The sequence below is a fragment of the Rhodococcus sp. (in: high G+C Gram-positive bacteria) genome (assembly GCF_049299235.1).
Taxonomy (GTDB): domain Bacteria; phylum Actinomycetota; class Actinomycetes; order Mycobacteriales; family Mycobacteriaceae; genus Rhodococcus.
Window position 1 is genome coordinate 1 of sequence record NZ_JBAQXC010000326.1, and the last position, 6,383, is coordinate 6,383.

General features: G+C 66.8%; 8 protein-coding genes. 4 read left to right on the plus strand and 4 right to left on the minus strand.

The annotated features are described in order from the left end of the window. On the plus strand, positions 1-220 hold a 220-nt coding region (locus WAX14_RS20600; protein ID WP_422629906.1), incomplete at its 5' end, for a hypothetical protein. Positions 221-255: 35 nt separating this feature from the next. Beyond that, the gene (locus tag WAX14_RS20605) at positions 256-450 is read left to right on the plus strand and encodes a hypothetical protein (RefSeq protein ID WP_422629907.1); all 195 of its coding nucleotides are present in this window, start codon (positions 256-258) and stop codon (positions 448-450) included. Between the two features lie 31 nt (positions 451-481). Here the strand turns inward: WAX14_RS20605 and WAX14_RS20610 are convergent, their stop codons facing one another. Further along, on the minus strand, positions 482-2,122 hold the full coding sequence (locus WAX14_RS20610) for a DNA methyltransferase (RefSeq protein WP_422629908.1): 1,641 nt from the start codon (positions 2,120-2,122) through the stop codon (positions 482-484). A gap of 361 nt (positions 2,123-2,483) precedes the next feature. Between WAX14_RS20610 and WAX14_RS20615 the strand changes: the two genes are divergently transcribed. Continuing rightward, positions 2,484-3,419 (plus strand): replication initiation protein, encoded by a 936-nt coding sequence (locus tag WAX14_RS20615; RefSeq protein ID WP_422629909.1) that lies wholly within the window; start codon positions 2,484-2,486, stop codon positions 3,417-3,419. Continuing rightward, complete coding sequence (locus tag WAX14_RS20620; protein WP_422629910.1) at positions 3,416-3,730, plus strand: sigma factor-like helix-turn-helix DNA-binding protein; 315 nt, start codon at positions 3,416-3,418, stop codon at positions 3,728-3,730. Before WAX14_RS20615 ends, WAX14_RS20620 begins: the two co-directional genes overlap by 4 nt. On the opposite strand, the gene WAX14_RS20625 is transcribed toward WAX14_RS20620, so the two are convergent. The 3 genes from WAX14_RS20625 to mobC all read right to left on the minus strand — a co-directional run. Continuing rightward, on the minus strand, positions 3,687-4,133 hold the full coding sequence (locus tag WAX14_RS20625) for a hypothetical protein (RefSeq protein ID WP_422629911.1): 447 nt from the start codon (positions 4,131-4,133) through the stop codon (positions 3,687-3,689). The two genes, WAX14_RS20620 and WAX14_RS20625, sit on opposite strands and share 44 nt — an antisense overlap. 333 nt (positions 4,134-4,466) lie before the next feature. Next, positions 4,467-6,104, minus strand: coding sequence for a relaxase/mobilization nuclease domain-containing protein (locus WAX14_RS20630; protein ID WP_422629912.1), 1,638 nt, complete (start codon positions 6,102-6,104; stop codon positions 4,467-4,469). Between the two features lies 1 nt (position 6,105). Beyond that, the coding region (gene mobC / locus WAX14_RS20635; protein WP_422629913.1) for a plasmid mobilization relaxosome protein MobC at positions 6,106-6,383 on the minus strand (278 nt) is incomplete at its 5' end.

Genomic DNA, 6,383 nt, shown 5'->3' on the forward strand with positions numbered 1-6,383 from the left:
GCGTGCACCCGAGCCGCACCGACCTTCGAATGTCGGTCCCTCCTGCGAGACTGTCGATTACCTACTCAGTGGAGGTCACGCGATGGCTGCAAAGTTCGAGATGAACAAAGCCTGGGCGAAGAAAGCGGCAGAGCCGATCCAGGTTCGGAAGGGCGCTTCGAAGCAGGAAATCGAGGCGGAGCTGAAGAAGCAGTTCAAGAAGCGCGGCCTGATCAAGTAGTCCGCCTGTCAAACCAGATCGGCACCATGACAGCTATGACGCCCTACGAGCGCGGACACGCCGCCGGATACGCCGAGGCAGTAGAGCGTGAACACCTCGGCGACGCCACCGCCGGCGACGACCACACTCCCTGGTTCGCGACTGCCCCCGGCGACCCTTGTGACGCCAACCTTGCCGAGTACGAGCGCGGTTGGGCGGCCGGCTGGCACGAGTACCTCACCGCTCGCTGACCACCCGTCTCAGCTGGCCGGGACCTCGTTCCTAAGCCTCCACACCCAGCTGCAACTGGTCCTCGGCGGCCTTGGGACGGCGCACCGCCGAGATGTACGGCGTCATCGCCGGCGGCATCTTGGGCCGCACGAATTCCAGCAGCTCACCGACCGTGATGATCTGGACCTTCGGGAACGGCTGGCCGTTGATCGGCCACACGTAGCTGCCCGAGTGATCCGCCGCCTCCACCATGCCGACGGTGGGCTTCGACATGGTGATCAGCAGACCCATCTCTGCCTTCTGGCTCTCGACTGTCCCCAGTAGGTCACGCACCATGCCCGGATTGAGGGTCCGACCACCCTTGACCGACACGAGCACCCGGCCAGGGGTCTGTTTGCCCTTGGAATCGTTCAGGAACCGGATCACACCGTCGATACCGCGGTCCCCGACCTGCTTCTGGTTGGGGGTGCCGTCCGCGAGCGTGACCGCCCACCGCTCGAAGTCGAACGCCGACTGCTTGAACAGGGCCTGCGCGCCGGGCAGGTCACGCGGGATGCCCACCACCTTGTAGGTCTTCTCGATCTCGCTGTCATAGGTGTCCCGCAGCCTCGCCTGAATCAGGCCCACCGCGATGTAGGTGATGTCGATCCCGACCCACTTCCGGTCCATCCGGATGGCCGCGTCGATCGTTGTACCGCACCCGCAGAACGGATCAAGCACGACATCGCCGGGCTCGGTTGCCAGCGCAAGGATCCGTTCGAGCAACGCCACCGGCTTCTGCGTGGGATAGCCCAGACGCTCGGCGGCTTGCGAGTTCAACGGAGCAATGTCCGACCACACATCGGACATCGGCAGTCCCCGCTGCTCGTCCAAGAAACGCTTGAACTGCGGAACGCGGCCCGGTGCCGACTGATAGATAAGTCCCTGGTCGTACGCCTCTTGCATCCGTTCCTTGGTCCATCGCCAGACCTTGGTGACCCCGAGGAACTCGTAGGTGAGATTCGGCCGATCCGAGTTCGGGTTGATCAGGTTGTCCAGGCGGTACAACCGTCCCGCGGCGTCCCGGTGCCGGTACTTCTGCGCGGTCTTCTCCGGGAGATCGTTCTCGTCGTAAGGGAAGAAGGCTGCGTCGATGTTCCAGGGTGATTCGTCGGAACGCTGGTAACTGAGGATCACGTCGTGGTTGGTCGGCAGCCGCTTCGTCATCAGGCCCTTGGAGCTGGTGCGCTGCCAGATGATCTCGTTTCGGAAGTTTGAGGCCCCAAAGATGGCGTCTAGCAACAGCTTTAGGTAGTGACTCATGGTCGGGTCACAGTGCAGCCACAGCGAGCCAGTCGGCTTGAGGGCCCGGTGAAGCTCCACCAGACGAGGGGCCATGTTCACCAGGTAGGCCAGTGCGTCGTTCTCGCCGACAAGCGTGTGCATGGCACGCAGGGCATCACCAACCGCGGCCGGCGCACCCCCGTTGACCAGGTCCAGATACTGAACCTCGGTGACATGAGTCCATCGCCAGGTGTCGTCGAACGCCTGGATCTGCGCGGTATCTGTGCTGGAGGCGTTGCGCGCGAAGATCACGTTGTACGACCGGTTGGAGTTGAACGGCGGGTCCAGATACACCAGGTCCACGGACTCGTCAGCTATGTGATTGCGCAGAACAGTGAGGTTGTCGCCGTAGAACAGCCGGTTGGTCATGGTGGAAAGAGTTTCACGCTCGAACGACAGAACCCGGTCCGACCCGACAGGACCACCTCGAATTCGTCCACACCTCTTGCTGAACTTTCAGACACCCCCGCGCGGGTCCACCACTCCGGCCGGACCTAGCTACCGCGCAGAGAGCCGTACCCGACCTACCTCCCGCCGTCGTCTGCCTCGAGGGGGCTCCTAAACGGGGGGCCTGGCTGTGGTCCCGTTTCCAGGGGCAGCCCGGGAGACCTACTGAAAAATCCGACCGGAGTGGTGGAGGGGGTTTTCCCGGGGTGCCCGCCGAAACATCTGACTTGGCTTCGGTGTGTCCTACCTAAAAATTTTGGGGTTTCGTGCGAGGGTGTGCGGCATGGACACACACGGGGCGCGGGAGGGCGGGAGCTGGGAACAGCTGTGGCTTCCGCTGTGGCCGCTCGCGACCGACGACCTGCTGCACGGGGTCTACCGGATGCCGCGCCCCGACGCCCTCGAACGGCGCTACATCGAGGCCAACCCTCAGGCGTTGTCGAACCTGCTCGTTGTCGACGTCGATCATCCCGACGCCGCACTGCGGGCCCTGTCGACGCACGGCTCGCACCCGATGCCGAACGCGGTCGTGGAAAACCCCCACAACGGGCACGCCCACGTCGTATGGGCGCTGGCCGAACCTTTCACCCGCACCGAATACGCCCGCCGTAAGCCCCTCGCATATGCCGCGGCTGTCACCGAGGGCCTGCGCCGCGCCGTCGACGGAGACGCCGCCTACTCGGGTCTGATGACGAAGAACCCGACGCACGACGCCTGGTCCACGCACTGGCTTCACACGGAGCCGCGCAGCCTCGCCGAACTCGAGGCCAACCTCGGCACACACATGCCCCCGGCGCGCTGGCGGCAGTCCAGGACCCGTCGTGCGAACCCCGTAGGACTCGGCCGCAACTGCACCCTGTTCGAGACCGCCCGCACCTGGGCGTACCGGGAGATCCGACACCACTGGGGCGATCCGGCCGGCCTTGGCCGGGCGATCCACGCCGAAGCCGCCATGCTCAACGCTGGGTTCTCCGAACCGCTACCGGCCAGCGAAACCCGCGCCGTCGCCGCCAGCATCCACCGCTGGATCATCACCAAATCCCGTATGTGGGCCGATGGGCCCGCCGTCTACGAGGCAACCTTCGTCGCCATCCAATCCGCCCGCGGACGCAAAGGAGGCAAGGCCAGCGGCAAGGTCATGACACCAGCCAAAGTCGAGGCAAACCGTGCTCGCCGGACGAAGCTGGACCGTGAGTCCATCGCAAAGGAGCTGCTGTGAGTGCACACACTCCGGGTCGGCGGAAGCTCACCGCCCGCGAAGCAGCCGAACGGTTCGGGGTCTCGTCGCGCACCATCAGGCGAATCGTTGCCGAGCCTCGGGAGGAGTTCGAAGCTCGTGCGGCCGAACGGCGTCAGCGCGTGCTCGAGCTGCGTGCCCAGGGCCTCAAGCTCCGCGAGATCGCCGACGAGGTCGGCATGACGGTCGGCGGCGTGGGCACCATTCTGCACCACGCTCGCAAGGCCGAAGAGCGCGCAAATTGCGAGGTCATCCCGCGAACCGTCGACGCAACCAACCCCGCACGCTCGTAGGGCTCTGAGCCTCTGACTGTGCATCCGTGGCCGACACCGGCACCGGCGGTGTCGGCGCGGCGGGAGCCGGCGCTGGCTTCGCCTCAAGCATCCGCAGCATCTGCTGCTGCACCTCGATGATCCGGTTGCGTTCGCTGGCCAGCGCCTCGGCCACCGCGAGGCGCTGCCGCAGTTCAGCGTTTTCGGCGGCCAGTTCACGCGCTAGGTCAGCTGGAGGGGTCACCGGGTCAGGTTTGGACATCTTCCCTGGTCGCAGCCCTGCCGCTGATAGGTCACCGAGGGGGATCATCCATTTCCCGTCGGCGGTCTGCACCGCGTTCGGGAATGCCCCGGCTCGTAGCCGGCGCTTGACCGTGCTTTCGCTGGTCTGCGTCGCATCCACGGCCTCTTTGACGGTCAGCATGGGTAGGTCACGATCCCCGGTCATCGGGTCATCGTCTCGCATCTGACCCGGGTCACCGCGCATTCGCCCAGCGTGTTGGCGGTGTCATGTCCCCAGGTCAAACCCCGACCTGAACCGGCCACGACCAGTTCAGTGGCAAGCCAGCGCGAAGCGGTGGCGCGGCAGCATTTCGACGCCTCGCTGGCATTGCAAGCATTTCCAGCATTGCAAGCATCGCTGGTGGAGCTAAGTCGCAACGCGCGCAACGGCAGACGCAGCGTCGACCGCTGGCCGGCCCTCTTGCCAGCAATCCCAGCAATGCCAGCAATGCCCAGGGCAGCGCCTCGCCGCCGCTCACAGGCTCATTCCGTCGTCGCGGGTGCGGCCCTGGTCCGGTGTCCGGTTGCCTGGGGGGAGCTGGGCCGTGGGGCCGGCCGAGCGCCGCGCCGGCGGTTTCACCTCGGCGGGTGTGGTGGGGGTCAGGTCCGCGGCAGCGCGGCGGATCGTCTTCGCGGCCTGCTCGGTGCGCTTGTCGGGCGGGGTTTGCTTCCACAGGGCCTGTACCTGCTTCTTCGCCGCGGCGGCGGCCTCGGCCTGGGCCTGGGCCACGGTGCCGGCCTGACCCGCCACGACCTGGCGGTCGGGGTCCTTCTTCGAGGTCAGCGACCACGCCCCGTCGTCGCTGACCCACAGTCGCATGTTCACCCCGCGCACGTCCCGAGAGAACCCGCCGCCGGGCAGCTCGGTCCACTTCGCGGCATCCTTGGCTTTCGCCGCGCGTTCTGCCTGGGCTTTCGCGGTGGCGTACTGGCGTTTCATCTCCGGCGTCCACGGCTTCCGTTGCTGCTGGCTGGCTGCGAGCATGTCCCGGATCTCCGTCGGGTGGCTTCCTATCACGGCCGCAGCTGTCTTCGCGGCGGCCTCGGCGCGCTTGGCGGCCTCATCCTGGCTAGTCAACGCCTGGTCCACCTGCTTCCACTTCTGCTCGGCGGACTGCTCGCCGCGAATCTGGGCGGCCACTTCACCGACGAGAGTGCGGGCCTGCTCCCAACGGGCCGCGGTGAACTGCTCAGCGCCGACCTCCCGGCGCCGGGCTTCCCACGCCGCGGGGCGCTCCAACCGGCGGCGCGGCACCGCCTCCTCGCCCGCGATCCGCTCCGGCTGCGGCCCGTCGAGCACCTTCTGCAGCTGTGACCAGGACAGACGTCGGTCGAGCTTGGACGCTGGAAGCCAGATCGGTTCCCCCACGGCGTCGACGTAGCCGGGCAGATGGAAGCTATACCCGTTCATCCGGCCCGTCGACGCGACGTTTCGCCGAAACTCCACAGTCGCAACGGGGTTGGACGCGAGCGCCTTCTCGAACGCCTCAACGCCCTGTCCCGCGGCAATGTCGTGGGCCGCAGTCACGATCTCCCGCAACCCGTCGCGCTGGGGCACCTTCCCCGTCCGAACCGCTTGGCGTTGCTCCCCGCTGGTGGTCTGCCGCCGGCGGGCCCGCTCCGGGCTGTCGACCACCTCGAGGCCGTGCGTGCGTTCGACCTCGCGCATCACCTCGACGACCTTCCACCGGTCGTTGCTGTTCTTCCAGGTCACGCCCTGGAAATCGACCCGCGAGACGGCAATGTGGATGTGGTCATCGTCGTGCCGGACCGCCACCCACGGGTGGTTCTCGAAGCCCATCCGCTCGGCGACCGTCTGTGCGATGTCGGCGAACTCGGTATCGGTCAGCCGCCGATCTCCGGGCGCGCAGCGCAGCGAACAGTGCCACACCGGCTTGCCCACGCGCGCGTTCGTGGCCGCGGCGCGCTCGAAGTCTCGACCCCACCGGGTCGGGTTCTTCGCCGTGACCTGCACCGATCCCGCGATCACCGTCCCGCCGGCAATCAACCGGCCCGCCTCATTCCGGTACGTGTGCGGCGTCGCCTTCCCCGGACCGTGCAGATACCGGGCCAGCCCCTTCGGATCCGACCCGGTACTGATCTTCGCGATCATGTCAGCCCTGATCGTCGAGCGCGTCGAGCCGATCCGCCATCCGTCCCAACTCCTGCCCCCACCTCTCCAGCCACCCCTTCTGCAGGTGCTCGGCCATCTGCGGCGGCACTTGCCCGGCGTTGATCGCCCTCGCGATCTGGTTCAGGTTGTTCCCCACCTTCGTCATCTGCTGCCGCATCGCGGCGACCTCCGCGGCCGCCTCCGCCGACAACCCGCCGCCGGTCTTCGGGCGCACCTTCCCGAGGTAGCCGGCCACCGCCCGCTCGCGCACCCACGCCC